The 24,950-nt window shown below is 65.0% G+C and carries 32 protein-coding genes; 23 read left to right on the forward strand and 9 right to left on the reverse strand.

What is annotated here, in order from left to right; all coding sequences use genetic code 11:
• The 8 genes from ACE3TQ_RS24495 to ACE3TQ_RS24530 form a co-directional block, all read left to right on the forward strand.
• A partial coding sequence (locus tag ACE3TQ_RS24495; protein WP_374585941.1) for a flagellar hook-length control protein FliK occupies positions 1-653 on the forward strand: 653 nt, incomplete at its 5' end.
• A gap of 7 nt (positions 654-660) precedes the next feature.
• The gene (locus ACE3TQ_RS24500; protein WP_374585942.1) at positions 661-1,128 is read left to right on the forward strand and encodes a flagellar basal body-associated FliL family protein; all 468 of its coding nucleotides are present in this window, start codon (positions 661-663) and stop codon (positions 1,126-1,128) included.
• Positions 1,129-1,138: 10 nt separating this feature from the next.
• Positions 1,139-1,858, forward strand: a complete 720-nt coding sequence (locus ACE3TQ_RS24505) for a FliA/WhiG family RNA polymerase sigma factor (protein WP_374585944.1) — start codon at positions 1,139-1,141, stop codon at positions 1,856-1,858.
• A gap of 42 nt (positions 1,859-1,900) precedes the next feature.
• Positions 1,901-2,815: a flagellar motor stator protein MotA gene (motA, locus tag ACE3TQ_RS24510; RefSeq protein ID WP_374585946.1), complete on the forward strand. Its 915-nt coding sequence runs from the start codon at positions 1,901-1,903 to the stop codon at positions 2,813-2,815.
• Positions 2,799-3,785 (forward strand): flagellar motor protein MotB, encoded by a 987-nt coding sequence (locus ACE3TQ_RS24515; protein WP_374585948.1) that lies wholly within the window; start codon positions 2,799-2,801, stop codon positions 3,783-3,785. The genes motA and ACE3TQ_RS24515 overlap by 17 nt, the downstream gene beginning before the upstream one ends.
• A gap of 22 nt (positions 3,786-3,807) precedes the next feature.
• Positions 3,808-4,080 carry a flagellar biosynthesis anti-sigma factor FlgM gene (gene flgM, locus ACE3TQ_RS24520; protein ID WP_374585950.1) on the forward strand — a complete coding sequence of 91 codons (273 nt, stop codon included), beginning with the start codon at positions 3,808-3,810 and terminating at the stop codon, positions 4,078-4,080.
• A complete protein-coding gene (flgN, locus tag ACE3TQ_RS24525) occupies positions 4,077-4,505 on the forward strand; it encodes a flagellar export chaperone FlgN (RefSeq protein WP_374585952.1) in 429 nt (142 codons plus the stop codon). The genes flgM and flgN overlap by 4 nt, the downstream gene beginning before the upstream one ends.
• Entirely contained in the window at positions 4,492-5,325 is an 834-nt protein-coding gene (locus ACE3TQ_RS24530) for a glycoside hydrolase family 73 protein (protein ID WP_374585954.1), read from the forward strand. Before flgN ends, ACE3TQ_RS24530 begins: the two co-directional genes overlap by 14 nt.
• Here the strand turns inward: ACE3TQ_RS24530 and flgA are convergent.
• Positions 5,285-6,001 (reverse strand): flagellar basal body P-ring formation chaperone FlgA, encoded by a 717-nt coding sequence (gene flgA / locus ACE3TQ_RS24535; protein ID WP_374585956.1) that lies wholly within the window; start codon positions 5,999-6,001, stop codon positions 5,285-5,287. The two genes, ACE3TQ_RS24530 and flgA, sit on opposite strands and share 41 nt — an antisense overlap.
• Before the next feature lie 54 nt (positions 6,002-6,055).
• Here flgA and flgB point away from each other — a divergent pair, with 54 nt between their 5' ends.
• The 12 genes from flgB (at position 6,056) to ACE3TQ_RS24595 (ending at position 16,028) form a co-directional block, all read left to right on the forward strand.
• On the forward strand, positions 6,056-6,418 hold the full coding sequence (gene flgB / locus ACE3TQ_RS24540) for a flagellar basal body rod protein FlgB (protein ID WP_374585958.1): 363 nt from the start codon (positions 6,056-6,058) through the stop codon (positions 6,416-6,418).
• A gap of 16 nt (positions 6,419-6,434) precedes the next feature.
• Positions 6,435-6,851 (forward strand): flagellar basal body rod protein FlgC, encoded by a 417-nt coding sequence (flgC, locus tag ACE3TQ_RS24545; protein ID WP_161026354.1) that lies wholly within the window; start codon positions 6,435-6,437, stop codon positions 6,849-6,851.
• Entirely contained in the window at positions 6,851-7,519 is a 669-nt protein-coding gene (locus tag ACE3TQ_RS24550; RefSeq protein ID WP_374585960.1) for a flagellar hook assembly protein FlgD, read from the forward strand. Before flgC ends, ACE3TQ_RS24550 begins: the two co-directional genes overlap by 1 nt.
• Positions 7,520-7,534: 15 nt before the next feature.
• On the forward strand, positions 7,535-8,794 hold the full coding sequence (locus ACE3TQ_RS24555) for a flagellar hook protein FlgE (protein WP_374585962.1): 1,260 nt from the start codon (positions 7,535-7,537) through the stop codon (positions 8,792-8,794).
• 12 nt (positions 8,795-8,806) lie between these two features.
• The gene (locus ACE3TQ_RS24560; protein ID WP_374585964.1) at positions 8,807-9,535 is read left to right on the forward strand and encodes a flagellar basal body rod protein FlgF; all 729 of its coding nucleotides are present in this window, start codon (positions 8,807-8,809) and stop codon (positions 9,533-9,535) included.
• A 13-nt stretch (positions 9,536-9,548) separates the two neighbouring features.
• A complete protein-coding gene (gene flgG / locus ACE3TQ_RS24565) occupies positions 9,549-10,340 on the forward strand; it encodes a flagellar basal-body rod protein FlgG (protein WP_374585966.1) in 792 nt (263 codons plus the stop codon).
• On the forward strand, positions 10,340-10,999 hold the full coding sequence (gene flgH, locus ACE3TQ_RS24570; protein WP_374585968.1) for a flagellar basal body L-ring protein FlgH: 660 nt from the start codon (positions 10,340-10,342) through the stop codon (positions 10,997-10,999). Before flgG ends, flgH begins: the two co-directional genes overlap by 1 nt.
• Before the next feature lie 97 nt (positions 11,000-11,096).
• Positions 11,097-12,203 carry a flagellar basal body P-ring protein FlgI gene (locus ACE3TQ_RS24575; RefSeq protein ID WP_374585970.1) on the forward strand — a complete coding sequence of 369 codons (1,107 nt, stop codon included), beginning with the start codon at positions 11,097-11,099 and terminating at the stop codon, positions 12,201-12,203.
• Positions 12,203-12,601 carry a flagellar biosynthesis protein FlgJ gene (locus tag ACE3TQ_RS24580; protein WP_374585972.1) on the forward strand — a complete coding sequence of 133 codons (399 nt, stop codon included), beginning with the start codon at positions 12,203-12,205 and terminating at the stop codon, positions 12,599-12,601. Before ACE3TQ_RS24575 ends, ACE3TQ_RS24580 begins: the two co-directional genes overlap by 1 nt.
• A gap of 87 nt (positions 12,602-12,688) precedes the next feature.
• Positions 12,689-14,059 (forward strand): flagellar hook-associated protein FlgK, encoded by a 1,371-nt coding sequence (gene flgK / locus ACE3TQ_RS24585; protein ID WP_374585974.1) that lies wholly within the window; start codon positions 12,689-12,691, stop codon positions 14,057-14,059.
• Between the two features lie 11 nt (positions 14,060-14,070).
• On the forward strand, positions 14,071-14,985 hold the full coding sequence (flgL, locus tag ACE3TQ_RS24590) for a flagellar hook-associated protein FlgL (RefSeq protein WP_374585976.1): 915 nt from the start codon (positions 14,071-14,073) through the stop codon (positions 14,983-14,985).
• Between the two features lie 5 nt (positions 14,986-14,990).
• Complete coding sequence (locus ACE3TQ_RS24595; protein ID WP_374585978.1) at positions 14,991-16,028, forward strand: hypothetical protein; 1,038 nt, start codon at positions 14,991-14,993, stop codon at positions 16,026-16,028.
• Between the two features lie 51 nt (positions 16,029-16,079).
• On the opposite strand, the gene ACE3TQ_RS24600 is transcribed toward ACE3TQ_RS24595, so the two are convergent.
• From ACE3TQ_RS24600 to ACE3TQ_RS24620, 5 genes are read right to left on the reverse strand one after another with little or no spacing between them, the layout of a single operon-like run.
• The gene (locus tag ACE3TQ_RS24600; protein ID WP_374585980.1) at positions 16,080-16,946 is read right to left on the reverse strand and encodes a transposase; all 867 of its coding nucleotides are present in this window, start codon (positions 16,944-16,946) and stop codon (positions 16,080-16,082) included.
• A gap of 39 nt (positions 16,947-16,985) precedes the next feature.
• Entirely contained in the window at positions 16,986-19,226 is a 2,241-nt protein-coding gene (locus ACE3TQ_RS24605) for a putative bifunctional diguanylate cyclase/phosphodiesterase (RefSeq protein WP_374585982.1), read from the reverse strand.
• 46 nt (positions 19,227-19,272) lie between these two features.
• Complete coding sequence (locus tag ACE3TQ_RS24610) at positions 19,273-19,929, reverse strand: amino acid ABC transporter permease (RefSeq protein WP_374585984.1); 657 nt, start codon at positions 19,927-19,929, stop codon at positions 19,273-19,275.
• 2 nt (positions 19,930-19,931) lie between these two features.
• Positions 19,932-20,702 (reverse strand): transporter substrate-binding domain-containing protein, encoded by a 771-nt coding sequence (locus ACE3TQ_RS24615; protein WP_374585986.1) that lies wholly within the window; start codon positions 20,700-20,702, stop codon positions 19,932-19,934.
• Positions 20,703-20,713: 11 nt separating this feature from the next.
• The gene (locus tag ACE3TQ_RS24620; protein ID WP_374585988.1) at positions 20,714-21,118 is read right to left on the reverse strand and encodes a hypothetical protein; all 405 of its coding nucleotides are present in this window, start codon (positions 21,116-21,118) and stop codon (positions 20,714-20,716) included.
• Between the two features lie 35 nt (positions 21,119-21,153).
• Between ACE3TQ_RS24620 and ACE3TQ_RS24625 the strand changes: the two genes are divergently transcribed.
• Positions 21,154-21,339, forward strand: coding sequence for a DUF3460 family protein (locus tag ACE3TQ_RS24625; protein ID WP_374585990.1), 186 nt, complete (start codon positions 21,154-21,156; stop codon positions 21,337-21,339).
• Positions 21,340-21,364: 25 nt separating this feature from the next.
• On the opposite strand, the gene ACE3TQ_RS24630 is transcribed toward ACE3TQ_RS24625, so the two are convergent.
• From ACE3TQ_RS24630 to ACE3TQ_RS24640, 3 genes are all read right to left on the reverse strand, one after another.
• Positions 21,365-21,976 carry a YcbK family protein gene (locus tag ACE3TQ_RS24630; protein ID WP_374585992.1) on the reverse strand — a complete coding sequence of 204 codons (612 nt, stop codon included), beginning with the start codon at positions 21,974-21,976 and terminating at the stop codon, positions 21,365-21,367.
• A gap of 81 nt (positions 21,977-22,057) precedes the next feature.
• Entirely contained in the window at positions 22,058-22,519 is a 462-nt protein-coding gene (locus ACE3TQ_RS24635) for a hypothetical protein (protein ID WP_374585994.1), read from the reverse strand.
• Between the two features lie 47 nt (positions 22,520-22,566).
• A complete protein-coding gene (locus ACE3TQ_RS24640; RefSeq protein ID WP_374585996.1) occupies positions 22,567-22,851 on the reverse strand; it encodes a 2Fe-2S iron-sulfur cluster-binding protein in 285 nt (94 codons plus the stop codon).
• A 1-nt stretch (position 22,852) separates the two neighbouring features.
• Here ACE3TQ_RS24640 and ACE3TQ_RS24645 point away from each other — a divergent pair, with 1 nt between their 5' ends.
• Together ACE3TQ_RS24645 and ACE3TQ_RS24650 are read left to right on the forward strand one after the other, a co-directional pair.
• Complete coding sequence (locus ACE3TQ_RS24645) at positions 22,853-23,368, forward strand: DUF1697 domain-containing protein (RefSeq protein ID WP_374585998.1); 516 nt, start codon at positions 22,853-22,855, stop codon at positions 23,366-23,368.
• A 161-nt stretch (positions 23,369-23,529) separates the two neighbouring features.
• Positions 23,530-24,950 (forward strand): NADP-dependent isocitrate dehydrogenase (locus ACE3TQ_RS24650; RefSeq protein ID WP_374586000.1); only part of this gene is annotated, 1,421 nt, incomplete at its 3' end.

Here is a 24,950-nt window from a genome sequence, read left to right on the forward strand (position 1 = left end):
CGGCGCCCGCGCCAGCCGCCCGCCCGGCCGGCGCCGGCGACGCGCTGTCGGCCGCCCTCGGCGCGCTGCAGGCCCAGCCTGCCGACAGCAGCGCCGCCCCGATCACCGCCAAGGATGGCGCCAGCTTGCTGGCCGACAGCCAGCGCCCGCACAGCGACGCCGCCGCCCTGCCCGGCTTCCGCAGCGTGCTGGCCAACACCGCCAGCCAGGCCGCCAATGCCGACGTGCTGCGCCTGACCGGCCAGCCCGAGCAGTGGCAGCAGCCGCTGCGCGCCGCCCTCGGCGACCGCCTGCAGCTGCAGCTGGCGCGCAACGACGAACGCGCCGTGATCCGCCTCGAACCGCCCAATATGGGCAGCGTGGAAATCTCGGTGCGCCACAGCGGCGGCGCCCTGCAGGTGAATATCGCGGCCAGCCACTCCGAAGTGCTGCGCCAGCTGAACACCATTGGCGACGCCGTGCGCCAGGACCTGTCGCAGCGCCAGTTCAGCGACGTGGCCGTGACGGTTTCTTCGAGTAGCGCGCGCAACCTCGCCGACGGCGGCGGACAGCAGCGCCAACAGCAATCCGAGCAACAGCGCCAGCCGGGCCGCGCCCTGGACGACGCCGAAGCCGGCACCACCACTTTTGCCATGTTGAGCGAGCGGGAGTAAGCCTTAGATGAATAAAAAACTGGTCCTGATCCTGGTTGCCGTGCTGCTGCTCGGCGCGGGCGCCGCCGGCGGCGCCGTCTGGTACCTGAAGGGCAATGCCGCGGCCCCGGCCGCGTCGGCGTCGGCCAAGGCGGCCGAAGAGAAGAAACCCGGCGAGCCGCTCAAGTACCTGACCATCGAGAAAGTCATCGTCATGCTGCGCCGCCAGCCGGGCGATACCGTGCCGCACTACATGTCGTGCGACCTGGTGATCTCGACCACCGTCAAGCAAGAAAAAGAAGCCAAGGAAGCGCTGCCGATGCTGCGCAGCGTGGCCGTGCGCGCCCTGTCGGCGCTGCCGATGGAAAAGGCGGCCATGATGACGATCGACCAGTTTGTCGAAGAACTCAACAAAGCCTACGATGAAACCTATGCGAAGGAACAGCGCGAGCGCCCCTTCCAGCAGGTGATGATCGGCAAATTGATCCTGGAGTAAAGAGGCTGCCATGGGTTTGGTGGTGGACAGCATTGCAGATCCCTACGCCGAGAGCTACTCGGCGGTGAGCGTGGCCGACGAGCAGAAACACCTGCTCGCCTACGCCCCGCTGGTCAAGCGCATCGTGCGCCAGCTGAACTCGCAGGTGCAGGGCGCCATCGACCGCGACGACATGGAACAGATCGGCCTGATGGGCCTGCTCGAAGCCCTGCGCCGCTACGGCGAGCCCGATGCCGCTTTCGGCAGTTATGCCGCGCTGCGCGTGCGCGGCGCCATCCTCGATGAGCTGCGGCGCCAGGACTGGCGCCCGCGCGCGGTGCGCCAGCACAGCCACAAGATGCGCGACGCGGTGCGCGAGCTGACGCGCAAGCTGGGACGCGAGCCGACCGAGCAGGAAACCATGGCCGCGCTCGGCCTGTCGCCCGAGGATTACCAGGCCTACCTGCTGGACGAGAACGCGGAAACCATCGCCAGCTTCGACGAAATCCTGCAGGACACCCTGGCCGACACCGGCAGCGTGGCCGGGCCGGAAGAACAGCTGATGATACGGCGCAGCCTGGAACAGGCGCTGAACGGCCTCGACGAGCGCGAGCAGCGCGTGGTGCAGATGTATTACGAATTCGAGCTGAGCTACAAAGAAATCGCCGCCGTGCTGGACCTGACCGACGCCCGCGTCTGCCAGCTGAACAAGGCGGCCCTGAACAAGATGAAAGCCGTGCTGACTTCCTGAAGCCGGCGCAGCGGATACAAGACCATTCGAAAGGCATAAACCATGCAGCAACTCCTTGGCATCATGATCGTTTTCGGCTCTGTCTTTGGCGGCTACGCCATGATGGGTGGCCATTTCCACGCGATCTGGCAGCCACTGGAGCTGCTCGTCATTGCCGGGGCCGGCATTGGCGCCTTCATCATCGGCAATCCGCGCCACGTGCTGACGGAAACCAATGTGCAGCTCAAGCACCTGATGTCGAGCAAGAAGTACGACTCCGAATTCCAGCGCCAGTTGCTGCTGCTGATGTACGAACTGCTGCAGCTGGCCGCCGGCGGCCTGAAGGCACTCGACGCGCACGTCGAAGCCCCGAAGGAAAGCCCGCTGTTCCAGCGCTACCCGCTGATCCTGGATGACCAGAAGCTGCTCGCCTTCATCGTCGACAACTTCCGCCTGATGGCCATGGGCAAGATCAATGCGCACGAGCTGGAAGGCGTGCTGGAGCAGGAACTGGAAGCCATCCACGAGGAACTGACGCAGCCGGCCAAATCGCTGGGCAAGATCGGCGAGGCGATGCCGGGCTTCGGTATTCTGGCGGCAGTGCTCGGCATCGTGATCACCATGGGCACGGTGGGCGAAGGCGCCACCTCGGCCGAGATCGCCGAGCACGTGGGCGCGGCCATGGTCGGTACCTTCATCGGTATCTTCTTCTGCTACGGCGTGCTGGACCCGATTTCCAATATGATGAAACAGCTGATCGCGCAGGAAGCCTCGACCATGGAGTGCGTGAAAGTGGTGCTGGTGACCCACGTCGCCGGCAAGCCGCCGCTGCTGGCGATCGACGCCGGCCGCCGCCTGGTGCAGCTGAACATCAAGCCAAGCTTCGCCCAGCTCGAAAGCTGGATCAATGCAATGGAAGGCGGCGACGAGCCGGAGTCGAACTCGCGCCGAGGAGGTGGCCGTGCTAAAGCCGCATGACAAGCACCATGAGCAAACCATCGTCAAACGCGGTGGTGGCAAGCACAAGCACGACGACCACGGCGGCGCCTGGAAAGTAGCGTTCGCCGACTTCTGCCTCGCGCTGATGTGCCTGTTCCTGGTGCTGTGGCTGATGGCAGTGCGCAATACAGAAACCCTGGAACACGTGATGACCCAGGCCGACGGCAGCAAGACCGACGTCGGCAAGGGCGTGATGCCGGAACAGGTGGGCGGCCCGCGCGGCAGCCTGATCGAACGCTTCCCGATGCCGCGCACCGGCAACACCGACGTCGACGGCAACGCCACCCAGGGCTTCAACAAGAGCCCGACCAATACCGCGGAAGAGCGCGTCAAGTACGAAAAGCCGGAAGACCTGAAGCTGCTGGCCAAGACCCTGGGCGAAATGAGTGAACAGGCCGGCCTGGCCAAGAACCTGGAATCGATGATCACGCCCTACGGCCTGCGCGTGATGTTGCACGATACCGACAACCAGGGCATGTTCGTGCGCGGCTCGGCCGTGCCGACCGACAAGTTCGCCAAGCTGCTGCAAGGCATGGGCCTGCTGTTCGCGCGCATGGAAAACCAGATGCTGATCGTCGGCCACACCGACTCCTCGCAATACGCCGACACCAGCTACAAAGCTTTCTCCAACTGGAACCTGTCCAGCAACCGCGCCATGTCGGCGCGCGCCCAGCTGCTGGCCGGCAGCATGCCGCAGGACAGCGTGCTGCAGGTGGTGGGCATGGCCGACCGTGCGCCGATCGATGCCAAAAGGGCCGATGCTGGCGTTAACCGCCGTATCGAGCTGCTGATCCTGACCACTGCCCAGGCGCAAAACATCTCCGATATGTTTGGCATGCCGAGCAGCAAGACTGCTATCATCCGGGAATCGGATTTGCCCGAACCCGGCCTGCTCCAGCAATTGCGCCAGCAAATGCTGCCTGGCAAGGGGAAGAGCGATGGCAATTAATGTTAAGACAAGAGGAAACCGGATGAGGATTTCCACCACCACCCCCGGCGCACCGGTGCAGAGCGTCAGCGACGCCGCCCCGGCCGACAGCGCGCGCCCGGCCGCCGCCCCGGCCGCCCAGCGCGAGCTGGAATCGGCCGTGCTGCAGCCGGCCCTGCAAGCCCTGAAGGAAATGGGCGACGTCGACCATGAGCGCGTGGCCCAGCTGCGCGACGCCCTGGCCAAGGGCGAACTGCCGTTCGACGCCGGCAAGCTGGCCGGCCTGATCCAACGTTTCCACAAAGGCGAGCAGTGACCGAGATTTCGCGCCAGGACGCCATGCGCCAGCTGCTGGACGGCATTGCCGCCGACCTGCACGATTACCAGCGCATGCTGGACCTGATTGCCCAGCAATTCGAAGCGGCGATCCGCCACCAGAGCGCACGCCTGGGCGAGATTGCGCAAGAGATTGGCGCCCTGGTCGATGTGCTGCAGGCGCGCCGCGCCCAGCGCGTCGAACTGGCCACGCGCCTGGTCGGCCCCCAGCCTTCGATGGAACAGGTGTTCACCCTGCTCAAGCCGGAACCGCGCGCACGCCTGGAAAACGACTGGGCGCAGCTGGAAGGCATGGTGCAGGTGGCGCGCGAAATGGGCCGCCGCAATGCCGAGCTGCTGGCCGAGCAATATACGATCATGCAGCGCGTGCTGCACGGCGACGACCAAACCTATGAGCCGGTCTGACTTCACGCCTTACAGGCCGTTTACGCCCGCTGCCAGCGCCACCGCGGCGACACAGGCCACCGCGCCCACCGTCGCCACCGCCGCCACCTTCGCCACCGCCAGCAATGTGCGCGCCACGCGCCCGCTGCTGCCGGCCGCCTTCGCCGCCCAGCCCGCCAGCCCGGCCGGCGGCGCCAACGCCACCTTCCGCCAGGTGCACGCCGAGGTAGCGCGCTACCTGGCCGCCAGCGACGCGCCAGCCAGCGACGCCGCCGGCGCCGGCAGCGCCCTGAATGCCGACGGCGCCGCCCTGCGCGCCCGCCTGGCGGCGCGCGCCATCGGCGGCAGCGATATGGCTGCCGAGGGCGTCAGCGAAGCGAGCCAGCAAGCCTTCCTGCAGGCGATCCGCCCGCACGCCGAAGCGGCCGCCGCGCGCCTGGGCGTAGCGCCGGAACTGGTGGCCGCCCACGCGGCGCTGGAATCTGGCTGGGGCCGCCACGCCCCGGGCAACAATATGTTCGGCATCAAGGCCGGCGGAAACTGGCAAGGCGCGGTGCAGGCCCTGGCCACGCTGGAAGTGGAAGACGGCACCGCGGTCGCGCGCACCGAGCGCTTCCGCGGCTACGGCGACCTGGCCAGTTCCTTCCACGATTATGCCGGCCTGCTGCTGGACAACCCGCGCTACCGGCGCGCCCTCAATACCGGCAGCGACGCGCACGCCTTCGCCCAGGCCCTGCAGGCCGGCGGCTACGCCACCGACCCGGCCTACGCCGACAAGCTGGGCAAGGTCGCCGCCAGCATCAAGGCAAGTCAGCCGGTTCGACCGTCCCCGCTTCGGTAACGCGCGCCCGGATCAGGGTGCCGCTGCTGTTCTTGACGCGGATGACGGCGCCGCGCACCCCATTGTCGAGCGCCTCGCCCGTCATCGTCACCTCGATATTGTCGCGCCGCGCCACGATGCGCACCTGGTCGCCGCGCTTGACCAGCTGCGGCGCCGCCAGCATGTTCTGGCGCAGGATTTCCCCGTTGCGGATGGTGCGCCGCGCCGCCATCCCCTCCACCTCCGTCAAATCGGAAAAAGTGTCGGGAATGAGGGTGATGTCGTGGCGCACGTGCAACAAGTCTAAAGGCGACAGAATTTTGCCTGCAGTTAAATCACTAGCCGCTACGGCAACCTTTGCCGACACCCTGGCGCGCACCATGAACTCAAAACGCCAACCTTGCAAGCTTGGGCAAACGGCAACGAAACGCATGCGCCCGATGCCGCGCGGATCGAGGCTTTCCACCCGCGCGCCAGAGGGACAAGGCGGGATAACACGGTTATTGCGCACCACTTCGATCTCATACTTCGGCTCCAGCCAGCGCTGGTTCTCTGAGTGGCTTTGCAATTGATTTTTCGCAGCTTCTTGCACCTTGTTTAACAGATCTTCTACTTGTGAAGCGCTTGCCGTCGAACTAATTATAATTCCCATAAGCAACAATGCATGGAAAAGCTGTACAATGGGATTGTTGGACATGGGCAATACCTTTAGTATGTAAATTCGCTGGGACATTACCAGAGGGGAGTAACAATGGCCATTAATTTCAAAGACGCGCTCGGCCTGCATGCGGACGCACTGGAATTGCGTGCGCAGCGCACCCGCATCCTCGCGTCCAACATCGCCAACGAGAACACACCCGGCTTCGCCGCCCAGGATATTGACTTCAAGGAGTCGCTGGCGCGCGTGGAAGCGGAAGCGGCCGGCGAGCCCATCCTCGACGGCGACGGCGAGACCAAATTCCGCGTGCCCTACCACCCCACCGGCGACGGCAACACCGTCGAGATCGGCGTGGAGCAGGCCGCATTCTCGCAAAACGCCACCGATTTCGCCACCAGCCTGACCTTCATCAACATGAAGCTGCGCGGGCTGGCCAAGGCCATCAACGGCCAGTAATCCAAAGGGGAGACCCATGAGCTTTAAAGACATTGCGCAAATTGCCGGTTCGGCGATGGCAGCGCAGACCGTGCGCCTGAACACCGTCGCCTCCAACCTGGCCAACGCCGACTCGGTGGCCGGCAGCGAGAACGAAACTTACCGCGCCCGCAAGCCGGTGTTCGCGGCGGTGATGAACGACAACCTCGACGCCTCGGCCGGCGGCCGCGTGCAGGTGCTGGACGTGGTCGAATCGGCTGAGCCGCTGCGCAAGGTGTACGACCCGGGCAACCCGCTGGCCAATGCCGACGGCATGGTGTTCTACCCCAACGTCAACCAGGTGGCCGAGATGACCGACATGATGTCGGCCTCGCGCGCGTTTGAAACCAATGTGGAAGTGCTGGGCCGCATCCGCGGCATGCAGGCTTCCCTGCTCAAGCTGGGTGAAAGCTAATGGAAACCAACCTGTTCACCAACGCGGCCGCGCAAAACGGCAACGCCACCGGTGTCGCGCTGAACGGCGCCTCCAACGAAGGCCGCGACATGTTCACCAAACTGCTGGTGGCGCAGATCCGCAACCAGGACCCGCTGTCGCCGCAAGACCCGGCCCAGTTCGTCCAGCAGCTGACCCAGCTGTCGCAGACCGAGGCGCTGCAGAACCTGGCCAACCTGACCTCGGCCAACGCCTCGGTGCTGCAGTCGATGCAGGTGCTGGCCATGGGCGCCCAGGTCGGCTCCCAGGTCATGGTGCAGACCAATAGCGTCGCCATCGACGGCGACAAGGTGTATGGCGCCGCCACCCTCGGCAGCTCGTCGGCCAAGACCACCCTGGTGCTGACTGGCGCCGGCGGCCAGCAGTACGAGATTGCGCTGGGCACGCTGCCGGCCGGCACCCACGAATTCGTGATCGACCCGGTCAAGCTCGGCTTGCCGAAAGGCCAGTACACGATGCGCGTCGCCAGCGAGGCCAACCCGACCGTGCCGCTGGCCGTGCAGGGCCGCCTCGAAAGCGTCCAGCTCGGCAACGGCGGCAGCATGTCGCTCCTGATCGATACCGTTGGCGAGGTACCGCCGGCGGCCATTACCGCATTCCGGGCCAAAAACCCGACCACTGTTATTTAACGAAAGGTCCCCGCCATGAGTTTCGATATCGCATTGTCCGGCATCCAGGCCATCAACGAGCAACTGGGCACGATTTCCAACAATATCGCCAACGCCGGGACCTACGGCTTCAAGTCGAGCCGCGCCAACTTCGCCTCGCTGCACGCGGGCGCGCAGCCGACCGGCGTGCACATCGGCTCGACCACCCAGTCGATCGGCCTGAACGGCGGCATCCAGGCCACCAACCGCGGCCTGGACGCCCTGATCAACGGCCGCGGCTTCTTCGTCACCAAGGACCTGACCGGCATCACCAACTACACCCGCGTCGGCATCTTCACCAAGGACGCCACCGACTACCTGGTCAACAGCGCCGGCCACCGCGTGCAGGGTTTCTCGCTGACCCCGCCCAGCCTGGTCGCCGGCCCGATGGGCGACATCAAGGTGCCGACCAACCAGCTGGGCGCCAAAGCCACCACCAGCATCGACTTCGTCGCCAACCTGTCGGCTGACTGGCTGGCGCCGGCCGGCGACATCACCACCAAGCTGCCGAACGCCACCGACCCGGCCAATATCATCGTGCCCGATGCCAACATGTACAACATGTCCAAGGTCACCGTGGTGCACGACTCGCTGGGCAAGGAACACACCATCACCCAGTACTTCGTCAAGGACCCGGTGGCGCCGCTGACGGTGAATGTGTACACCGCCGTGGACGGTACCGACATCAGCGGCGGCACGCCATACCAGCTGCTGTTCGACAATACCGGCAAGCTGCTGGAAGACCCGGATGCCGACGGCACCAAGGGCCCGCTGTTCATCAACAACCTGGCCTTCGCGGTACCGCCGGCGGCCGACATGGCGATCGAGCTGGAATACACCGGCACCACCTTCCAGAAAGGCGAATCGACCACCTCGACCAACGCCGCCGACGGCTATGCCGCCGGCAGCTATGTCGGCGTGGAACTGGACCAGGAAGGCAATGTGGTGGCCAAGTACTCGAACGGCGAGAAGCAGGCCATTGCCCGCATCACCCTGGCCACCTTCCCCAACGAGGACGCGCTGACCCCGACCAACGAGACCAGCTGGACCGCCAACGTCCAGTCCGGCACGCCGAACTATTCGGAGCCGGGCAAGGGCGTGGCCGGCGCGCTGACGGTCGCGTCGCTGGAAACGTCGAACGTCGACATCACCGCCGAGCTGGTGGGCCTGATGACGGCGCAGCGCAACTACCAGGCCAACTCCAAAGTGATCACGGCGGAGAACCAGATGCTGCAATCGCTGATGCAGGCGCTGTAAGAGGCGGACTGAATGGACGCGCTGATCTACACCGCGATGAGCGGCGCCGAGCGGGCCATGCGTGGCCAGCAGGTGCATGCCAACAACCTCGCCAACCTCGACACCAACGGCTTCCGCGCCAACCTGGAGCTGGCGCAGGCGGCCAAGCTGCCCGGCTACGGCTACGACGACCGCCACATGTCGCAGCTGCAGGCCAACGCCATCACCGACCGCCAGGGCACCCTGCGCTCGACCGGCCGCGAGCTCGACATCGCGATTTCCGGCCCCGGCTACTTCGCGGTGCAGGGCCCGACCGGTGAAGGCTATACCCGCGCCGGCGCCATCACGCTCGATGCCGACGGCACCATGACGGTGAACGGCATGCAGCTGCTGGGCGAAGGCGGCCCGATCACCCTGCCCATCCACCGCAAGGTGGAAATCGGCCAGGATGGCACGGTCTCGATCCTCGGCCCGGGCGCCGACGCGCAACTGCAGGTGATCGACAAGATCAAGCTGGTGCGCGCCGAAGCATCCGAGCTGACCAAGAACGAAGCGGGCCTGCTGGTCGCGCGCGACGGCCAGCAGCTGAACGCCGACGCCACGGTGCAGGTCAAAGCGGGCCACCTCGAAGGCGCCAATGTGTCGGCCATCGAAGAAATGGTGGCCACCATGAGCCTGAACCGCACCTTCGAAATCCAGATGAAATTGTTCAAAGCCGCCGACACCATGAACGAGGTCGGCAACAAGCTGATCAGCGGCTAACCAGGAGAGACAAATGAATCCAGCAATGTGGATCAGCAAGACCGGCGTGCAAGCGCAAGACGCCAAACTGCAGGCCATCGCCAACAACCTGGCCAACGCCAACACGGTCGGCTTCAAGCGCGACCGCGTGGTGTTCGAAGACCTGTTCTACTCGATCGACCAGCAGCCCGGTGCCCAGCGCGCCGACAACAATACCCTGGCGCCATCGGGCGTGCAGATGGGTAACGGCACCCACCTGGTCGGCACCCAGAAGATTTTCACCACCGGCAACCTGCAAACCACCAATAACGCGCTCGACGTGGCGGTGATGGGCAACGGCTTCCTGCAGGTGCGCCGCCCGAGCGGCGAACCAGCCTACACCCGCGCCGGCCAGCTGCAGATCGACGCCAACGGCGTGCTGGTCAACGCCTCCGGCCTGCCGCTGGTGCCGCAGATCACCGTGCCGGCCAATGCCACCGCCATCACCATCGGCGAGAACGGCACCGTCTCGGCCACCGTGCCGGGCAACACCGCGCCGACCGAGCTGGGCCAGCTGACCCTGACCTCCTTCATCAACCCGACCGGCCTGCAGGCCCTGGGCGAGAACCTGTTTGCCGAAACCCCGGCCTCCGGCGCCCCGACCGAAGGCCGCCCCGGCGACGCCCAGTTCGGCAAGATCAAGCAAGGCGCGCTGGAAGGCTCCAACGTGCAGGTGGTGGAAGAGATGGTGGACATGATCGCTGCCCAGCGCACCTACGAAATGAACACCAAAGTCCTGACCGCAGCGGATAATATGCTGCAATACCTGGCCCAGGCTGCACGCTGATGAAAACCGCCCTGCCCGCGCTGGCACTCCTGTTGTTGGCGGGCTGCAATGCCCTCCAGCCCCAGGTGCGCCCGGCGCCCTTCGACGAAGCGCCGGCCCTGGCGCGCAGCGCCCAGCCGCGCGGCAGCTCGGGCGGCGTCTTCAACCCGGACAGCGGCATGTCGCTGACCTCGGACAGCCGCGCCTTCCGCGTCGGCGACGTGGTCACCGTGATCCTGCAGGAAACCACGCAAGCGTCCAAGAGTGCCGGCACCACCATGGCCAAGGATTCCAGCGTCGGCATTGCCCCGCCCAGCCTGCTGGGCAAGACGTTCCCCAAAGCCGGCGTCGACATCTCGGCCCAGCGCGCCTTCCAGGGCGACGCCTCGAGCACCCAGCAGAACGCCCTGAGCGGCGCCATCACCGTCATCGTGCAGGAAGTGATGCCGAACGGCTTGCTGAAAGTGGCCGGCGAAAAAGTACTGACCCTGAACCAGGGCGAAGAATTCGTGCGCCTGCGCGGCTTCCTGCGCGCGGCCGACATCGACGCCAACAACCAGGTGTCGTCGCAGCGCATCGCCAACGCCCGCATCGCCTACGGCGCCCAGGGCTCGCTGGCGGAAACCAATACCCCGGGCTGGCTGACCCGTTTCTTCCTCGGCCCCTTGATGCCTTTCTGAGGTGATGTGTATGTTTGGCTTTTACCCCGGTAAACCTGGGTCCGACCCAAGGGTCGGACCCGCAGTACGCGGCAGCCGCCAGCCAAGGGTCAGGCCCTTGGGCCTGACCCGGGTTTACCGGGTCGCGGCCGCCCTGCTGCTGGCCCTCGCCCTGCCCGCGACCGCCGCCCCCCAGCTGCGCAACCTGGTCGCCATCGAAGGCGTGCGCGAGAACCCGCTGGTCGGCTACGGCCTGGTGGTCGGCCTGAACGGCTCCGGCGACTCGACCCAGGTCAAATTCGCCAGCCAGTCCGTGGTCAACATGCTCAAGCAGTTCGGCGTCAAGCTGCCCGACGGCGCCGACTCCAAGAGCAAGAACGTGGCCGCCGTCATGGTCTCGGCCGTGTTCCCGCCCGGCTACCGGCGCGGCCAGCCGATCGACGTCACCGTCTCCTCGCTGGGCGACGCCAAGAGCCTGCGTGGCGGTTCCCTGCTGCTGACCCCGCTCAAAGCCGCCGACAATGAAGTCTACGCGCTGGCCCAGGGCAATGTGGTGGTGGGCGGCCTGTCCGCCGCCGGCAAAAGCGGCTCCTCGGTCACCGTCAACACCCCGACCGCCGGCCGCATCCCGAACGGCGCCGTGATCGAACGCGAAATCGCCACCGACTTCGCCAGCAAGCCCAGCGTGCACCTGTCGCTCAAGCAGCCGAACTTCCAGACCGCCACCAACATCGTGGAAGCCATCAACCGCAAGTTCGGCGACATCGCCAGCACCGCCGACGGCACCGGCATCGACGTGATCGCCCCGGAAAACCCGACCCAGCGCGTAGCCTTCATGGCCAAGCTGGAAGCGCTGCCGATCGAAACCGGCGCCGAAACGCCGAAAGTCGTGTTCAACTCGCGCACCGGCACCGTGGTCATCGCCGACGGCCTGCGCGTGAAAGCCGCCGCCGTCACCCACGGCTCGCTCAAGGTCGTGATTTCGGAAAGCACCAAGGTCAGCCAGCCGGCCCCGTTCAGCCAGGGCCAGACCACCGCCACCCCGCAATCGGCGGTGTCGGTCGACGAAGCCAAGCCGCAGATGTTCAAATGGCCGGCCGGCGCCAAGCTGCAAGCCATCATCGACGTAGTCAACAGCCTGGGCGCCACGCCGGACGACATCATGGCCATCCTGCAGGCGCTGGACCAGGCCGGCGCCATCGAAGGCGAACTGGTGGTGATCTGATGGAGAGCCGCTTCCAGCCCCTGCCGGTGCGCCAGCTCGAGATCGGCCAGCCCGACCAGCCAAGGATCGGCCAGGCCGCCCCCGCCCCGCAGACCGAAGAGGCGCGCTACCGCGCCAAAGCCACCGAGGCGGCCATCAAGTTTGAGAGCTTCTTCATCGCCCAGACGCTGCACAAGATGCGCGACGCCACCAAGGCCATGGCCGACGACGACAGCATTTACAAGGACTCCATCAATAGCGATATGCTGGACCTGGCCGACAACCTGGTGGCCGACCAGCTCGCCGGACGGCGCGCCTTCGGCATTGCCGACGCCATCTTGCGCCAGTTGCTCCCCTCCGCTCCGGCTTCCCCACCGGAAAATTCAGTTATTCCTAAGAAAAATCCGACCGACGCTTAATCCAGTCCATGGCGCGGTCGCCTTTACACGTTAACGGGTCAAAGATGCCTTAGAGCAACGACCCAACCAAAGGGAAGAGATCCAACCATGTCGATAATTAACAATGCCCTGTCCGGTTCGTTGGCAGCCCAGGCGGCCCTGAACACGACCAGCCAGAACATTGCAAACTTGCAAACCAAGGGCTATACCCGCCAGGGCGTGGTATTGACTGCCGTGGCGCCCGCCGCCGGCACCTATGGCGCCGGCTTTGGCGTCGAAGTGAGCAAGCTGATCCGGTTCTCCGATTCCTATAAGAGCCAGCAGCTGTGGCGCGCCAATTCCGACCTCGGCATGCGCACCCAGTCGCAACCGTATTTCACCCAGCTCGAACGCGTGATGGGCGACGAGCAGACCAGCCTGTCCAAAGGCGTCGACCAGTTCTTCCGCGCCCTGAACGCGGCCGGCGTCGACCCGGTATCGAGCCCGCTGCGCCAGCAGGTGATCACCGCCGCCAACGCCATGGCGCAATCGTTCAACAGCATCTACAACGTCACGCGCCAGCAACAGATCTCGGTCACGCAGCAGCGCGACGCCATCCTGCCGCAGCTGAACACCCTGAGCGCCAATATCGCGCGCCTGAACCAGCGCATCACCGAAGCCGGCGCCCTCGGCACCAACACCTCCGGCCTGGTCGACGAACGCGACCAGGCCATCGACGCCCTGGCCAACCTGGTTGCCATTGAAGTGCTGGAGCAGCCCGACGGCACGCGCAGCGTCTCGCTGCGCAGCGGCCAGCCGCTGGTGGTCGGCAACCTGTCCGGCACCATGGCCATGAACACGTCGAGCGGCAGCCCGGTGCTCGAACTGACCTTCGCCAAATCGGTCTTCGGCCTGGACGACACCAAGATCGGCGGCCAGCTGGGCGGCATCGGCGACTACGAAAAGAACATCCTGAACCCGCTGCAGCAATCGCTGGTGCAGATGGCCGACCAGCTGGCGGCCAAGGTCAACACCCAGCTGCAGGCCGGCTTCCGCCCGGACGGCACGCCCGGCACCGACCTGTTCGCCTTCAACGCCACCGGCGCCGGCGGCATCCTCAACATCACCCCCGGCATCGTCGCCTCCGACCTGGCCTTCTCCGCCGCGGCGGGCGAACCGGGCAACAGCGGCAACCTGCAAGCCCTGATCGGCATCAAGAACCAGCCGATCACGCTGGCCTCGATCGGCTCGGTGCTGATCGGCGACGCCGACACCCAGCTGGTGGGCAAGCTCGGCATCGACAGCGGCCAGAACCAGTCGCTGCTGGAAACCGCCACCACCATCCGCCAGCAGTCGGAAGACGACTGGGCCGCCACCAGCTCCGTCAACAAGGACGAGGAAGCGATCAACCTGGTGGAATTCCAGAATATGTACCAGGCGAACATGAAGGTGATCGCCGTGGCCAATGAATTGTTTGACGCCACGCTGGCGCTGTTCTGAGGCAAAGCACCATGATCCGCATCGCTACCAACCAGTTCCAGGCGTCGATGAACCGCTCGCTGACGATCAACCAGACCATGATCGCCAAGCTGACCGAACAGATGGCCACCGGCAACAAGATCCAGGTCCCGTCCGACGAACCGATCGCCAACGTGCGCCTGTCGCGCCTGCGCCGCGAAGAAAATATCGTCAGCCAGTACGTGGAAAACATCGCCGCCGTGAAGATCCGCCTGTCGAAGAACGAGACCTTCCTCAGCTCGATGGTCAACGACATGGGCGCCGCGCGCGACCTGTTCGTCTGGGCCTCGGACGGCTCCAACACGCCGGACGACCTGAACGCCATGGTCAACAGCCTGGTGGCCCTGCGCGACTCGCTCTACTTCAACAGCAACACGCTGGACCAGGAAGGCAAGTACATCTTCTCCGGCACCCTGACCTCGACCCCGGCGCTGACCGTCGACAACACCCAGCCGCCGGGCGCGCGCTACAGCTTCACCGGCAACAACGGCGTACAGGAAGTGGTGGTCGGCAACGGCGTGACGCAAGCGGCCAACGTCACCGTGGACGGCATGCAGGACTACCTGAACCAGCTCGACATCGCCATCGACATGCTGGGCCAGCCCACCGTCGACCCGGGCGACCCGGCCCTGAAAGCGGCCCTGCGCACCGCCCTGGACGGCACCGACACCGCGCTCAACCTGATCGCCGGCAAGATCGCCCAGTTTGGCGGCTCGCAGAACGTGATGGACACGCTGGCCAGCAATCACGCCAATGTCAGCCTGTCGAACCGCATGGCGATAACCGACATCGCACAATTGGATTACGGCCTCGCAGCCACGCAGCTGACTGGCTACAATAACGCCCTGCAAGCCACTTACCAGGCGTACTCGAAAGTCAACAACCTGTCGCTGTTCAACGTACTGTAAACATCATGGAAATCGCCCAGCGCCCCAGTACACCCGGCCTCGCCGCCCGTCCCACCGCTAATCCCGGTGCGAACCCGGCCGAGTCGGCGCTGGCCGATGCGGGCGCCGCCCTCGACCAGGCCGCCGGCACCACCCCGGCCCCCGCCCCCCTGCGCCGCGGCCTGAGCAACCTCGACGCCCCGCTGCAGAACGACGTCTCGGGCGCCCAGCAAGCGATTGATTTCCTCGAACAAAGCGCCGCCCAGCTGCGCGCCCTGAAGTCCGACCTCGCCGCCAAGCTGGCCACGCGCCAGATGCGCGACGGCCAGGTGGAGCAGCGCGTACGCCAGTTCACCGACACCTGGCGCAACCGCAGCCAAGCCTCCGGCGGCACGCTGGACGCCCAGCTCAACTACTCGAACGAACCGGCCGTGCAGCGCTTCACCGTGCGCGGCATGACCCTGGCCAACCTGCGCAACGGCGCCCGCGAAACGCTCGCCATCTCGCTCGGCGGCGGCACCGCCGGCCTGCGCTCGGTGCACCTGACGCCTGGCCTGGGGGACGCCGAAATCGTCGCCCGCTTCGACCAGGCCCTGGCCCCGGCCGGCGTGCGCGTCAGCGTCAACAAGGATGGCGAACTGGTCTTCAGCGCCCCGGAAAGCGCCTGGCCCGCGCTGCGCGAATCGCTCGCCGTCCAGGGCAGCGGCATCCGCTTCCCGGCCGGCCAGCTGAACCGCCTGAAAGCCGAAGCCGAAGTCCCGGTCGTGATGCCCGAAAGCTGGGGCACCAGCGACATCGAAGCCATGCGCGCCACGCTGCAGCAGGTAACGCAAGCGCTGGCCCACGTCGAAGCGGCGCTGGCCAAGGTACGCCAGGAGCTCGCCATGGCCGCCCAGCGCGCCAAGATCGACCTGCCCGAGATTGAAGTCGCCGGCATGGGCCAGATGGCCGAAGTCTTCGCCAACGTCGCCAACGAGCCCGGCTACGGCGCCCTGGTCTCCCTCACCTCCGCCCTGGTCGGCATCAACCGCGACCGCGTCGTCTCCCTCCTCCGCCTCAGCTAAATTCGGGGTCACTAAATTCGGGGTCAGGTCTGACATTCGGACACCGACGCACTAGCTTTGATCTGCCTCAATACGCGGTGCCTGGTTTTGGTGTTCTTTCACGGCGCGGCTGACCGTCTTTACCGATACGTTCCGGAAACGCGCAATCTCCGCCATTGAGTAGCCCAGCGACAGATACGCCTGCGCCATGCCCACCTTCGGGCTCGTGCCATTGGCGAAGAATTCATGCAATGGCCGCAGCACCGAGCGACGCTGGCTGCGGTTGACTTCCAACAGGATCGCCGCCTTGCGCTGGTCGGCCAGGCTCTGGCAGAACGCCTCATCCCCCAGCAGCAGCTGGCAGCTGACATTCTTCAGCGGGCTCTGGCCGCCGATCCCCTCCATCACGAAAGCCTTGTTAGCAACGGTTGCGCCGCCCTCCGGCGTGCCGAACAAGGCCAGCACGGTGGCGACATCGAGCCACTCCGGCGCATCATGCTCGCCCACGGTTGCGCGATAGCTGCTCCAGGCCCAGTCCGCCGGATGCAGCACCATGCCGGCGCGCACCGGATTCAGCACCACATAGCGCGCCAGCTCCTGCAGGTACGTTTCGCGCTGGCACAGGATGGCCTTGTACCGCCCCTGGAACACATGCCCCACCAGCCGATGCTCCCGGTTGAAGTATTGCGAGTAGGTGGCGTTCAGGTGGCGCATGCCCTGCGCCAGCCGCCCGGCGGTGGTGGTCAGCACCAGGTGGTAGTGATTCCCCATCAGGCAATAGGCATGCACCACGAACTGGAAGCGCTTGCATGTTTCGGCCAGCAGGGCCAGCCAGACCAGGCGGTCGCTGTCCGTACGGAAAATACTCTCGCGCCGCTCGCCACGCGACGTCACGTGGTACAGCGCCCCCGGATACTCATGTCGTAAAGGTCGGCTCATGCGCCCAGTTTGCGCAAGAGCCCGCCTGCCTGTTTTGCGCTATCGCAATTTCGGCTCGGAAATTTGTCCGATTGTCAGACCTGACCCCGAATTTCTGGCCATGGCGGTGAGCTGGGCGGGGGGCATGGGGTGGGCGTAGACGTAGCCTTGGGCGTAGTCGCAGCCGGCGGCTTTCAGCAGCTCGAGCTGGGCTTCGGTTTCGACGCCTTCGGCGACTACTTTCAGGCCGAGCTTGTGGGCCATGACGATGATGCCTTCGCATAGGGCCAGGTCGCCGCTGTCGCCGGCCAGGTCCATCACGAAACTGCGGTCGATCTTGAGGTAGTCGATGTCGAACTTCTTGAGGTGGGCCAGCACCGAGTGGCCGGTGCCGAAGTCGTCCAGCGCAACCTGCAGGCCCATCGACTTGAACTGGCCCAGGCGCTCCATCACCGGGCCGCTGTGGTCGAGCAGCAGGCGTTCGGTGATTTCAATGACGATGCTGCGCGGCGCCAGCTGCAGGCGTTCGACATAGCGCATCCATTCTTCGAAGAATTGGGGGCCGGAGCGGAACTGGGCCGGCGACTGGTTGACGCTGATCTGGAACGGCCGCCCCAGCTCTTCCTGCCAGCGCTTGGCCTGGTCGGCGGCGCTGCGGAACACCCAGTCGCCGATTTCGAGGATGACGCCGCTGGCTTCGGCGCTGCCGATGAACTCGGCCGGATTCAGCAGGCCGCGCTCGGGGTGGCGCCAGCGCAGCAGCGCTTCGGCGCGTTCGATGCTGCCGCTGCGCAGGTTGACGATGGGCTGGTAGTGCAGCTCGAACTGGTCGTTGACCACGGCCATCTGCAAGTCGCGCGTCAGGCGCAGGCGCAATTGGGCGGCGGCCTGCATGTCGGGCGTGAAGTAGCTGTAGCGGTTGCGGCCGGCGTTCTTGGCGGCGTACATGGCCTGGTCGGCGTTGCGCAGCAGCTGCTCGGGGTCGCTGGCGTCGGACGGGTGCAGGGCGATGCCGATGCTGGCCGAGACGGAACCGGTGCTGGCGCCCAGCAGGAAGGGCCGGTTCAGGGTGGCGATGATCTGCTGCGCCACGCGCTCGGCGCTGGTGAGGTGGTCGAGCCCGGGCAGGATGACGACGAATTCATCGCCGCCCAGGCGCGCCAGGGTATCGGAGGCGCGCACGCAGGCGGCGATGCGCGCGGCCGCTTCCACCAGCAGGGCGTCGCCCATCTCGTGGCCGAGGCGGTCGTTGATTTCCTTGAACTGGTCGAGGTCGATGAACAGCAGGGCCAGGAACAGGCCGTCGCGCCGCGCCTTCTTCATTTCCTGCGACAGGCGGTCCTGGAACATATTGCGGTTGGGCAGGGCCGTCAGGGTGTCGTAATTGGCCTGGTGCCACATCAGCTCGGCCGATTGCTTGCGCTCGGTGATGTCGCTGACCAGCGCCAGCGCACCGAGGTAGCTGCCGTCGGCGTCGAAGATCGGGTTGGTGGCCAGGGTGGCCCACATCTCGCTGCCATTCTTGCGGATGAATTTGAACTCGTGGCGCTCGGCCACGCCTTGCTGGCGCCGCGCGATGTTGCGCTCCAGCAGGGAGCGCCCCTCGTCGTCCATGAAGGCGACCAGCGGCTGCTCCAGCATTTCCTCGATGGTGTAACCGAGCAGCGCGGCCATCTTCGGGTTGACGAAGCTGGTGCGCGCGCTGGCGTCGATTTCCCAGATGCCCTCTTCCGCGCTGTGCACGATGCGGCGGAAGCGCTCTTCGCTCTTTTCCAGCGCCGCCAGCTTGCCCTCGGCCAGCTCCAGCACCAGGCGGAACTGGGTCGCGCCGGCCGCGCCGCTGCCCAGCAGGGTAACGGCAAAGCCGCGGTCGCCGCGCCCGCGCGTCATCTGCAGCGACAGGCGCTGCGGCTCATTGCTGGTCAGGCAATTACTGACGAAGGCGTCGAAATCGGCCATGAAGCGCTGGGCGATGAACTGGCGGAAGGGAATGCGCTCGGGATTGCTGCGCGGCAGGCCGAGCAAGTCGGCGCCCACCAGGTTCATCTGCAACACCGTGGTGTCACTGTCGAGCACAAAGTAGCCGACCGGCGCCAGCAGGTAGAGATCGTTGAAATAGTCCTGCTCGCGGGCAAACGCCAATGCACCGTTGCCGCTGTCATAGTGCGCCAGCGGCGCGCCGCCCATGGCGGCCAGCATGGCTTCGCCAGGCAAGAGGTGGTCCACGCCTGCCAGTCCTGGGACGGCAGGCCGGATGGCGGTCACCTGCTCCGCCTGGGTGGCATGCTGGTCTTTTTCCATGCATCCAGCCTAGCATGCCCTTGTGACAATGTCGAGCCGCTAACTTTTATCGATGCGATCGGTTCAGGCGTTGCTCGGCAAACCGTTGTAATTGCTCGAATGCGAGGCTGAGGATCCAGTAAATCGCGGCCGCCGCCAGGTACAGCGGGAGCGGCTGGAAGGTGGTGGCGATCACTTCCTTGGTGGCCAGCATCAGCTCGGTCATGGTGATGACCGAAACCAGCGAGGTGTCTTTGATCAGGCTGATCAGGGTGTTGCTCATCGACGGCACGGCAATGCGCAGGGCCTGTGGCATGACCACGTAGCGCAAGGTCTGGCCGTAGCCCATGCCCAGGCTGTGGCTGGCCGCCCACTGCCCTTTGGGGATCGACAGGATGGCGCCGCGCAGGCTTTCCGACAGGTAGGCGCCGGAGTTCAGGCTGAGCGCCAGGATGCCGGCCGTGACCGGCGTGAACTCAATGCCGACCGAGGGCAGGCCGTAGTAGATGACGAACATCTGCACCAGCAGCGGCGTGCCGCGCATCAGGCTGACGTACACATTGGCCGGCCAGCGCAGCCACTTCCACGGCAGGATGCGCAGCACGGCGGTCGGGAAACCAAGCACCAGGCCGCCCACCATCGCCGCCACCGCGAACACCAGCGTGTAGCCGGCGCCCTTCAGCATCACCGGCGCCGCCTCGCGCAACAGCTCCAGCCAATCCATGTTTACGGCGCCTTGCTCACGTCAATGCCGAACCATTTGACGGAAATGGCTTTCAGGCTGCCGTCGGCGGCGGCATCGGCCAGCGCCTTGTTGAGGGCGGCCTTGAATTCCGGATTGCCCTTCTGGAACGGGATACCCATGCGCTCGACATTGCCGACGCGGGCGCCGGCCTTGATCGGCAGCTTGGTGGTGCGCAGCAGGTAGGCCGTCATCAGGCTGTCGTTGAGGGCGGCGTCGATGCGGCCCAGGGCCAGGTCCTGCAGGTTTTCCGGCGCGGCCGGGTAGCCTTTGACTTCGATGCCGGGCACCGCCTTCAGCTGCATTTCGTACACGCTGCCCTGCCCGGCGCCGACCCGTTTGCCCTTCAGCTGCGCCAGCGAAGTCCAGTTGTTCTTGTCATCCTTGCGCACGATCAGCATCGGCGACGAATAGATATAAGGCGTGCTGAAGTCGAACACCTGTTCGCGCTTGGGGTTGATGCCGACCTGGGAAATGATCACATCGTATTTATTGCTGGCCAGCCCGGCCAGGATCGAGGCCCATTCCGTGGTCACGAACTCGGCTTTCACTCCCAGCTTGCCGGCCACCAGGCGCGCCACGTCCACATCGTAGCCGGCCAGTTCGCCATTCTTTTCCTTGAAATTGAACGGCGGATAGACGCCTTCCATGGCCACTTTCAGCGTGCCGCGCGCCTTGACGGTATGCAGCAGGTCGGCCGCATTGGCATGCAGGGCGGCCACGGCCAGCAGGAGGGCGAGGAATGGTTTGCGCATCGGGAATCCTTCTAGTAAGAGCGGCGGCGGCCAAAATTGTGGCCAACGACGAGGGTGGTGGTGGCAACCAGGGTCGACAGGCCAAGGATCAGCTGCACCAGCTTATCTTCCGGCAGGACCCACAGGCTGCCCTTGGGCGGCTCCTGGCCGGAGACGGCGCACAAGAGTGGCTCCACCCAATCGGCTTCCGGCGTAACATCAAGGACAACGGCGCCCTCCGTGGTCTGCATATAGATTTCGCCGCCCTCGGCCAGGCTGAAGCACACGCCATAGCCGGTTTCCTGCTTGCCGACGTGCTCCTTCAACGCCAGGTCGTGCTCGGCGATCCACAGTTCCACATCCTGGGGGGTTTCCAATGCCGTCCACGGCACAGGGCGAAAGCGCGGCTTGGCCGCATCGTTATCATCGTTCAACATGGCTCAGGAGTGTAACCGAATCCCCGGGAGGTCGTATGAAAGTAAACGAATATGTATCTGAGTTTGAGTGCTTCTTCGGCAAGCTGCTGGACGAGCACCCGGAACTGGTGGAAGACCAGCGCAAGGGCTGGAATATCTGGTGGGACCACAAAGTGGACCTGGAGGCCGAGCGCCTGGCCCGCACGGATGCGGTGCCGACGCCGGCGTACTACTACCACTAGGCCCCTGGTTTTCCGCCTGCGCGGTTCAGCCCTTCCAGGTCCGCTGCAGGCCCGTATCGGCGTGGATCCAGCCGCCGCGCGGCCCCTCGCGGTAATAGAAGCCCACCCCGCCCTGGCGGAAACTGCGCACCAGGCTGCCCAGCACCTCCGCGTTCAGGTTCGGGATCCGGATATCGGCCGCGCGCCCGCTCATATGCAGCGACTGGCGCGCCGCCGGAATGCCCTGCTCGATCAGGCGTTTGTTGGACGCCGGCGTACGGTAACCGGACAGGATCTCGACCGGGCTCTCGATCCCGAAGCGCTGCACGAAGGCCTGCGCGCCCCACAAGGTTTCAAACAGTTTGGGATCGATCGGCGCCGTTTCCTTGCCATTCACATCGCGCAGCAGGTGGCACAGCTCCTGGTAGGCGGCATCGATGATTTCGCCATCCTTCCAGTACGTCAGCTTGGCCTTCTCCCCGCTCTGCGGGCGGATCACGCTGATGGTGCGCGGTTTCACCCAGAAGTCGAGGTCGAGCATCTGGGCGTCGAAAATATCGGGCGGCGGCTCCGGCTCCTGCGCCGTGCGGCCGATGAGGGGCAAGCCCGCCAAAGCGGTGCCCGCCAGGGTGTGTAGGAAGTCTCGACGTGTCGCCATGGTAAATCTGTACATTGCAATAGGGTTACTATAGCAATAGCTGGGGGAATTGAGAAACCCCTTTAAGAGTTTGCCGTAAACTTAGCGTCCCTCGAACCACTTCCCTACCAGGAAACCGATCGCGCCCAGCACAGCAAAAAAGCCCCAGATGGCGTAGCGGATGCGCCTCTGCTCGGCCAGGTGCGCCGCCAGCAGCTGGGCCGAATCGGTGCGCGCCAGCTGGGCCAGGCGCTTGTCATCCGGATGCGCATAGGTTTCCTGCGGCCCTGCATAAGTTTCGAACTCGTCGCCGCGCACACGCGCACCCAGGGCCTGCGCCAGTTCCAGCATCGGTTCGATCACCCACGGCTCGCCCAGCCGGGTCCACAGCTCCGCATCGCCGTGCCACAGCGTGCAGCTGCCGCGGCCATCGGTGAAAGTGATCTCGGCCGCGCCGGTGATGGCCCAGCCGGGCAGCTGGCGCGCGGCCGCCAGCGCTTCGTCGCGCGAAATCGCTTGTTGCAGGCCATTGGCGCTGCGCAGGATCGTCAGGTGGTATGCCATGGCCCGCGATTGTACGGCCTTGCAGGAACAACAAGACTATCGAATTCTCACGCACTGGACCGGGCCGCCGGCGCTTCCAGCACCAGGTCGGAGGCCGCGACGGCCACGCAGGGCAGGATGTAGCCGTCGCGCTTTTCTTCCAGGCTCAGCCCCGGCCACGCAATCAGGTGGCGCGCGCTGCCGCTGCGCACGTGGCAGATGCAGGTGCGGCAGGTGCCATTGCGGCAGGAACTGGGCAGCACCACGCCGGCGCGCGCGGCGGCCGCCAGCAGGGTGGCTTCGCCGTCCGTTTCGAACGATAATCCCTTCGGCTCAACTCTTATCTGAAACACAATGCCTCGCTATATTGCCCTGCTCCGCGGCGTCAGCCCCATGAACTGCAAGATGCCGGAACTGAAAGCCGCCCTCGAAAATGCTGGATTTTCCAACGTCAAGACCTTGCTATCAAGCGGCAATGTCGCCTTCGACACGCGCAAGGCGCCGGAAGCGAGCATCGAACGCAAATGCGAAGCGGCCATGCAGCAGGCGCTGGGGCGCAGTTTCATGACCATCGTACGCTCGCAGCAGCACCTGCAGGAACTGCTGGAGAACGACCCCTACCCCGCCCTCGGCGCCAGCGGCCTGCCCAAGCGCGTGGTCAGCTTCATGCGCAGCACGCCGCAGCCCAAGGCCGCGCTGCCGCTGGCCATGGACGGCGCGCGCCTGCTCGGCATGGTCGGCAACGACATTTTCTCCGAATACGCACCGCAGGCCGACGGCCCGGCCTTCATGCGCCTGATCGAGAAAACCTTTGGTAAAGAGATCACGACCCGCACCTGGGATACCGTCCGCAAGTGCGCTGCAGCATGAAATGCTGCCGAATCGACCATTCCGTTATGCACCTGTTGCAGTACAATATGCGACTTAGCCCGTAGGCCATCGCCTACCCGCCACCCGCCCGCAGCGCGCCGAACCCGGCTAGCTACAGGAAGAATACCAAGCGGACATCATCCGCATTTGAGGGAATAAACATGTCTGAAAAGTCCAAAATCATCTACACCCTGACCGACGAGGCGCCGCTGCTGGCGACCTATTCCCTGCTGCCGATCGTGCAAAAATTCGCGGCACCTGCAGGCGTCGACGTTGTCACCAGCGATATTTCGGTCGCCGCCCGCGTGCTGGCAGCCTTCCCGGAATGCCTGACCGAGGAACAGAAGGTTCCTGACAACCTGGCCGAACTGGGCGCCCTGACCCAGAACCCGGACACCAACATCATCAAGCTGCCGAATATTTCGGCATCCGTGGCCCAGCTGGTGGCCTGCATCCGCGAACTGCAAGCGGCCGGCTACAAGCTGCCGGATTATCCGGAAGATCCGAAGACCGAGGAAGAGAAGGCACTGAAAGCGCGCTACGGCAAGTGCATCGGCTCCGCCGTGAACCCGGTCCTGCGCGAAGGCAACTCCGACCGCCGCGCACCGAAGGCAGTCAAGGAATACGCACGCAAGAACCCGCACTCGATGGGCGAATGGAGCCAGGCATCGCGCACCCACGTGTCGCACATGCACGGCGGCGACTTCTACCACGGCGAAAAGTCCATGACCCTGGACAAGGCGCGTGAGGTGAAGATGGAACTGCTGACCAAGTCCGGCAAGACCATCGTGCTGAAGCCGAAAGTCGCGCTGCAGGCCGGCGAGATCATCGACTCCATGTTCATGTCGAAGAAAGCCCTGCTCGAGTTCTACGAAAAAGAAATCGACGACGCCTACAAGACCGGCGTGATGTTCTCGCTGCACGTGAAAGCGACCATGATGAAGGTGTCGCACCCGATCGTGTTCGGCCACTGCGTGCGCATCTTCTACAAGCAGGCGTTCGAGAAGCACGCTAAGCTGTTCGAAGAGCTGGGCGTGAACGTCAACAACGGCATGGTCAACCTGTACGAGAAGATCGAAAAGCTGCCAGCGTCGCAGAAGGATGAGATCCTGAAGGACCTGCACGCCTGCCTGGAACACCGTCCGAAGCTGGCCATGGTCGATTCGGCCAAGGGCATCACCAACTTCCACTCGCCGAACGACATCATCGTCGACGCATCGATGCCGGCCATGATCCGCCTGGGCGGCAAGATGTGGGGCGCCGACGGCCGCACCGCCGACGTCAAGGCCGTGATGCCTGAGTCCACCTTCGCCCGCATTTACCAGGAGATGATCAACTTCTGCAAATGGCATGGCAACTTCGATCCGAAGACCATGGGCACCGTGCCGAACGTGGGCCTGATGGCGCAGCAAGCCGAAGAATACGGCTCGCACGACAAGACCTTCGAAGTGCCGGAAGCCGGCGTTGCCAACATCACCGACCTGGCCACCGGCGAAGTGCTGCTGACCCAGAACGTGGAAGAAGGCGACATCTGGCGCATGTGCCAGGTGAAGGACGCGCCGATCCGCGACTGGGTCAAGCT

Origin of the sequence: Pseudoduganella sp. (assembly GCF_041914865.1) — a bacterium.
GTDB lineage: Bacteria > Pseudomonadota > Gammaproteobacteria > Burkholderiales > Burkholderiaceae_D > Rugamonas.

Excerpts from the sequence above, each read along its gene's own strand:
- ACE3TQ_RS24500 (WP_374585942.1), top strand. The coding sequence starts at position 661 with ATGAATAAAAAACTGGTCCTGATCCTGGTTGCCGTGCTGCTGCTCGGC.
- ACE3TQ_RS24505 (WP_374585944.1), top strand. The coding sequence starts at position 1,139 with ATGGGTTTGGTGGTGGACAGCATTGCAGATCCCTACGCCGAGAGCTAC.
- motA (WP_374585946.1), top strand. The coding sequence starts at position 1,901 with ATGCAGCAACTCCTTGGCATCATGATCGTTTTCGGCTCTGTCTTTGGC.
- flgM (WP_374585950.1), top strand. The coding sequence starts at position 3,808 with ATGAGGATTTCCACCACCACCCCCGGCGCACCGGTGCAGAGCGTCAGC.
- ACE3TQ_RS24530 (WP_374585954.1), top strand. The coding sequence starts at position 4,492 with ATGAGCCGGTCTGACTTCACGCCTTACAGGCCGTTTACGCCCGCTGCC.
- flgA (WP_374585956.1), bottom strand. The coding sequence starts at position 6,001 with ATGTCCAACAATCCCATTGTACAGCTTTTCCATGCATTGTTGCTTATG.
- flgB (WP_374585958.1), top strand. The coding sequence starts at position 6,056 with ATGGCCATTAATTTCAAAGACGCGCTCGGCCTGCATGCGGACGCACTG.
- flgC (WP_161026354.1), top strand. The coding sequence starts at position 6,435 with ATGAGCTTTAAAGACATTGCGCAAATTGCCGGTTCGGCGATGGCAGCG.
- ACE3TQ_RS24550 (WP_374585960.1), top strand. The coding sequence starts at position 6,851 with ATGGAAACCAACCTGTTCACCAACGCGGCCGCGCAAAACGGCAACGCC.
- ACE3TQ_RS24555 (WP_374585962.1), top strand. The coding sequence starts at position 7,535 with ATGAGTTTCGATATCGCATTGTCCGGCATCCAGGCCATCAACGAGCAA.
- ACE3TQ_RS24560 (WP_374585964.1), top strand. The coding sequence starts at position 8,807 with ATGGACGCGCTGATCTACACCGCGATGAGCGGCGCCGAGCGGGCCATG.
- flgG (WP_374585966.1), top strand. The coding sequence starts at position 9,549 with ATGAATCCAGCAATGTGGATCAGCAAGACCGGCGTGCAAGCGCAAGAC.
- flgH (WP_374585968.1), top strand. The coding sequence starts at position 10,340 with ATGAAAACCGCCCTGCCCGCGCTGGCACTCCTGTTGTTGGCGGGCTGC.
- ACE3TQ_RS24580 (WP_374585972.1), top strand. The coding sequence starts at position 12,203 with ATGGAGAGCCGCTTCCAGCCCCTGCCGGTGCGCCAGCTCGAGATCGGC.
- flgK (WP_374585974.1), top strand. The coding sequence starts at position 12,689 with ATGTCGATAATTAACAATGCCCTGTCCGGTTCGTTGGCAGCCCAGGCG.
- flgL (WP_374585976.1), top strand. The coding sequence starts at position 14,071 with ATGATCCGCATCGCTACCAACCAGTTCCAGGCGTCGATGAACCGCTCG.
- ACE3TQ_RS24595 (WP_374585978.1), top strand. The coding sequence starts at position 14,991 with ATGGAAATCGCCCAGCGCCCCAGTACACCCGGCCTCGCCGCCCGTCCC.
- ACE3TQ_RS24600 (WP_374585980.1), bottom strand. The coding sequence starts at position 16,946 with ATGAGCCGACCTTTACGACATGAGTATCCGGGGGCGCTGTACCACGTG.
- ACE3TQ_RS24605 (WP_374585982.1), bottom strand. The coding sequence starts at position 19,226 with ATGGAAAAAGACCAGCATGCCACCCAGGCGGAGCAGGTGACCGCCATC.
- ACE3TQ_RS24610 (WP_374585984.1), bottom strand. The coding sequence starts at position 19,929 with ATGGATTGGCTGGAGCTGTTGCGCGAGGCGGCGCCGGTGATGCTGAAG.
- ACE3TQ_RS24615 (WP_374585986.1), bottom strand. The coding sequence starts at position 20,702 with ATGCGCAAACCATTCCTCGCCCTCCTGCTGGCCGTGGCCGCCCTGCAT.
- ACE3TQ_RS24620 (WP_374585988.1), bottom strand. The coding sequence starts at position 21,118 with ATGTTGAACGATGATAACGATGCGGCCAAGCCGCGCTTTCGCCCTGTG.
- ACE3TQ_RS24625 (WP_374585990.1), top strand. The coding sequence starts at position 21,154 with ATGAAAGTAAACGAATATGTATCTGAGTTTGAGTGCTTCTTCGGCAAG.
- ACE3TQ_RS24630 (WP_374585992.1), bottom strand. The coding sequence starts at position 21,976 with ATGGCGACACGTCGAGACTTCCTACACACCCTGGCGGGCACCGCTTTG.
- ACE3TQ_RS24635 (WP_374585994.1), bottom strand. The coding sequence starts at position 22,519 with ATGGCATACCACCTGACGATCCTGCGCAGCGCCAATGGCCTGCAACAA.
- ACE3TQ_RS24645 (WP_374585998.1), top strand. The coding sequence starts at position 22,853 with ATGCCTCGCTATATTGCCCTGCTCCGCGGCGTCAGCCCCATGAACTGC.